This window comes from Caballeronia sp. LZ032, from assembly GCF_031451315.1.
GTDB lineage: Bacteria > Pseudomonadota > Gammaproteobacteria > Burkholderiales > Burkholderiaceae > Caballeronia.
Window position 1 is genome coordinate 1 of record NZ_JARUXP010000023.1, and the last position, 3,681, is coordinate 3,681.

Consider the following 3,681-nt stretch of genomic DNA (forward strand, 5'->3'; position numbering starts at 1 on the left):
GGCAGCAACAATCACGCGACGACCGATCAGGCTTCGAGCGTGACGAACAACGCGAGCACGGTCGGCTCGCTGGCGGGCGATCTCTCGATTCAGGCCGGCTCTACACTCCATGTGACCGGCAGTGATCTGCTTGCGGCGAAAGACCTCGTCGGCCTGGGTGCGAACGTCACCATCGACGCAGCCAAGGATACGGCGCAGCGTTCGCGGACAGAAACCTCACATACGAGCGGCCTTGCGCTCGGGCTGTCGGGTTCCGTGGGCGATGCGATCAATAACGCCTATACGCAGAGCCGCGCCGCGAGTCACTCGGCGAGCACGGGCAACGACCGAGCGGCGACGCTGCACGCGATCGCGGCCGCGGGGAATGCGGCGATGGGTGTTGCCGGCGCGAGCCGTGGCGCGCTGATGCGGAACCCGAGCATCGCCGTTCAATTGAGCGTCGGGTCGAGCAGCAGCCGCAGCGATTCGAGCGAGACGCAGACGATACATCGCGGTTCGTCTGTGAACGCAGGAGGCTCGGCGGCGTTCATGGCGACCGAGGGAAACCTGAACATCGCCGGCTCGAACATCAGCGCAAGCGACGTGGTGCTCGCCGCGAAGGATCAGGTGAACGTCGTCAACACGACCGACACGGCGTCGACGCGCAGCTCCAGCAGCACCAAGAGCACGAGCGTCGGTCTGTCGTTCGGCACGAACGGTTTCGGCATATCGGCGGCGATGGCGAACGCGCACGGCGACGCCAACAGCGACGCGGCAATTCAGAACGCGTCGCACGTTACGGGCGCGAATAGCGTCGCGATCGTCTCAGGCGGCGATACGAACGTGATCGGCTCGCAGATCGCCGGAAGACAGATCGCGGCGGACGTCGGCGGCAATCTGAACATCGCGAGCGTGCAGGATATGACGGTGAGCGCGGCGCATCAAAGCAGCGCCGGCGGGGGCTTTGCGATCAGTCAGAGCGGTGGCGGCGGTTCGTTCAGTTCGCAGCACGGCAATGCGAGCGGCAATTACGCGGCCGTCGAAGAGCAAAGCGGGATTCATGCGGGCGAAGGCGGCTTTGACATCACCGTCAAGGGCAGTACCGACCTCAAGGGCGCGGTGATCGCGAGCGACGCCGACGCAAGCAGGAACACGCTCAACACAGGCACGCTCACCTTCTCGGACCTTCAGAATCGCAGCGACTACAGCGCGAGCAGCAGCGGGTTTAGCGCGGGTGGATCGATAGGCACTGCGCAGAGCGGTATAGGCCCGTCGTCAGTGAGCGGAGCGGGCGGCGTTGTGCCGATGATGAGTCAGAGCGAAAGCGGTAGCTCGAATGGCATCACGCGCAGCGCGATCAGCGCCGGGACGATCAACGTCACGGACCGCGAGCATCAGACGCAGGACGTTGCGAACCTCAGCCGTGACACGTCGAGCACGAACGGAACCGTTTCGACGCTGCCGGACGTGAACAACCTGCTGGACAAGCAAGGCGACATGATGAACGCCGCCAGCGCGGCGGGTGAAGCGGTGGCCACGCAGATCGGCATGATCGCGAACGCGAAGCGTGACGGCGCGCTCAAGGATGCAAAAGCAGCCTACGAGCGCGGCGACCTGGATGCGATGCAAGGCTACCTCGACACGGCGGATTCGTGGAGTGAATCGGGCAGCAACAGGATTGCGCTGCACGTAGCGGGTGGCGGGCTGATCGGCGGTCTGGGCGGTGGTGGCATCGGTAGCGCGGCGCAAGGTGCGGCGGGTGCGGGCATGTCTGCTTACTTGGCCAATCGCACGCAGCAGTTCGCGGATGCGGTCGCGGAGGAAGCCGGATCCAAACTCATCGGGAACATTGCGGGCAATGTGGCCAGCACGCTCGGCGGCGGCATCATCGGCGGCACGGCAGGAGCTGCGGCCGCGTCCAATGTGAATCTGTACAACCAGAACAACAACAGGAAGGAAAGCGAAGCCGCGAAGGAAGCGAAAGAGCTTCGGCAGATTCTGGATAAAGAACGGGCTATGCTTGCGCAGAAGTCGGTGAAGACGGCGGATACGGGTGCTGCGACGGTGCGGCCGCCCACCGGGGCACTTGCTGGAAAAGACGCAAAGAGTACGTTCTGGACTTCAACAAAGGATAAGACGCCGGTTGAAAATGCTTACGGTCATTCGACCAAGCACGGCGGAGAGTTTCCGGAGTATCAGAACTCAGTGCAATATGTTCAATCAGCGCAGGACTTTGTAAACAATCCACCGGATGGAACTCTGATTAAGACTCGCCCGAATGGCGATACGCTGTTTTACGATCCGGCGACAAACACGTTTGCGTCAAAAAACAAGGATGGTGCGCCAAGAACGATGTTTAGGCCGTCGGCTGGAATGGACTATTGGAATAAACAGTGATGCAAGAAGACCTTCTCCCGTGCCCATGCTGTGATAGCGTGACCCTTAGTGACCGCGGGAACTATGAAATCTGCGCAGTATGCGGTTGGGAAGATGATCCAGTGCAATCAGATGATCCTACATTTGCGGGTGGGGCTAATCAAAGCAGTCTGAATGAGGCCCGTGCACTTTGGCAGGCAAGAAAAAATCAGGCACAGTAACAACCAACCCGGCTATTGAGCTGGGTTGGTTGTTGTAGCGCTGTTCAGGCGGGGGTGATGACGAGCCTGCCGTGCTCGACGTGAACCCTGACGTTCTGCCCTGCTTCGAAACCCGCCTGCTCAAGCCATCGCCCGGCGAGCTTGAACCACGGATAAAGCGGCGGCGGTGTCTTGTTCGGCCGCATCGAGTAAGGCCGCTCGCGCTCGGCTTGTTGAATCTTGATGAGGCGCTCGGAATGCGCGTTCAATGCTTTAAGATTGGCGTCAGCCATAGTCAACTCCCGTCATGAGTTGGTTGTGGTCAGCGGGCTGTATGGGTTGGCGCCCATGCGGCCCGCGCTTCGTTTACGCGGTGGCGCGTTCGGTACGTCTCTTCAATGGTTCGACAAGTTGCTCGGTCATGGCGAGCAGGAAAAATCCCCAGACGATGGCTGCATAGCACCAAAAGCTGTTGAGGTTCCTGAGCCAGACGAACCGTGATGAGCCAAAAATGCCGAGCAGCGCGAGTGCAAACAGGAAGGCGGAGATGTAGGGAAAAATCAGCAAGTTCCAGCGGATGTATGCTTCGAAATGCAATTCGCCGATGAGGATATAGACGAAAGCGGCGATGCCGCCTGACCAGAAGGCCTTCAGAATAAAGATAAAAAAGAAGAGCCAAGTCTGAGTGCTCATTGGCAAACCATCGGGGACTGAGCTTCCCCTGAAATTTCGCCTTCCAGCAGGTCGCGTATAAACTCGACCCAAAGAAAGGAAAGCATAGATGTTCAAGGTACCGCACCAGGTGTACACGGCAGAGTTCAAGGAAGCCGCCGTGCAACGAGTCAAGGACGGGCAAGGCCTGAGCGCCGTATCCCGGGAGTTGGGTATGTCGACGCAGATTCTGCGCAACTGGCTGAAGGCCTCGGAGACCGGCAAGCTCAACGGTCTGGGGGCTAAAGTCGTTACGGCGGAGCAAATGGAGCTCTCGCGGCTGCGAGCGGAGAACAAGCGCTTGCAGATGGAGCTGGAAATCGCAAAAAAAGCGGCGGCGTTCTTCGCGAAGGAATGAAATGAACGCGTCCCACCCGTGAACGTAAGCAAAGAAAGGTGGATCCTCACGGGCCAA

Annotated in this window: 3 protein-coding genes and 2 pseudogenes; 3 read left to right on the forward strand and 2 right to left on the reverse strand. The window is 60.0% G+C overall.

From position 1 onward, the window contains the following. Together QCE69_RS39105 and QCE69_RS39110 are read left to right on the forward strand one after the other, a co-directional pair. A pseudogene (locus tag QCE69_RS39105) lies at nucleotides 1-1,764 on the forward strand (hemagglutinin repeat-containing protein); the annotation flags it as partial. A 611-nt stretch (nucleotides 1,765-2,375) separates the two neighbouring features. Further along, nucleotides 2,376-2,576 carry a CPCC family cysteine-rich protein gene (locus QCE69_RS39110; protein WP_309820330.1) on the forward strand — a complete coding sequence of 67 codons (201 nt, stop codon included), beginning with the start codon at nucleotides 2,376-2,378 and terminating at the stop codon, nucleotides 2,574-2,576. Nucleotides 2,577-2,620: 44 nt separating this feature from the next. On the opposite strand, the gene QCE69_RS39115 is transcribed toward QCE69_RS39110, so the two are convergent. Together QCE69_RS39115 and QCE69_RS39120 are read right to left on the reverse strand one after the other, a co-directional pair. Continuing rightward, the gene (locus QCE69_RS39115; RefSeq protein ID WP_309927978.1) at nucleotides 2,621-2,848 is read right to left on the reverse strand and encodes a SymE family type I addiction module toxin; all 228 of its coding nucleotides are present in this window, start codon (nucleotides 2,846-2,848) and stop codon (nucleotides 2,621-2,623) included. A 73-nt stretch (nucleotides 2,849-2,921) separates the two neighbouring features. Then, nucleotides 2,922-3,248 carry a hypothetical protein gene (locus QCE69_RS39120; RefSeq protein WP_309936124.1) on the reverse strand — a complete coding sequence of 109 codons (327 nt, stop codon included), beginning with the start codon at nucleotides 3,246-3,248 and terminating at the stop codon, nucleotides 2,922-2,924. Nucleotides 3,249-3,336: 88 nt separating this feature from the next. Here QCE69_RS39120 and QCE69_RS39125 point away from each other — a divergent pair. Then, nucleotides 3,337-3,620 (forward strand): annotated as a pseudogene (locus QCE69_RS39125) (transposase); the annotation flags it as partial. Between the last annotated feature and the right edge of the window lie 61 nt (nucleotides 3,621-3,681).

Bases quoted from the DNA above. Each gene is read 5' to 3' on its own strand.
- QCE69_RS39115 (WP_309927978.1), bottom strand. From the start codon at position 2,848: ATGGCTGACGCCAATCTTAAAGCATTGAACGCGCATTCCGAGCGCCTC.
- QCE69_RS39120 (WP_309936124.1), bottom strand. From the start codon at position 3,248: ATGAGCACTCAGACTTGGCTCTTCTTTTTTATCTTTATTCTGAAGGCC.
- QCE69_RS39110 (WP_309820330.1), top strand. From the start codon at position 2,376: ATGCAAGAAGACCTTCTCCCGTGCCCATGCTGTGATAGCGTGACCCTT.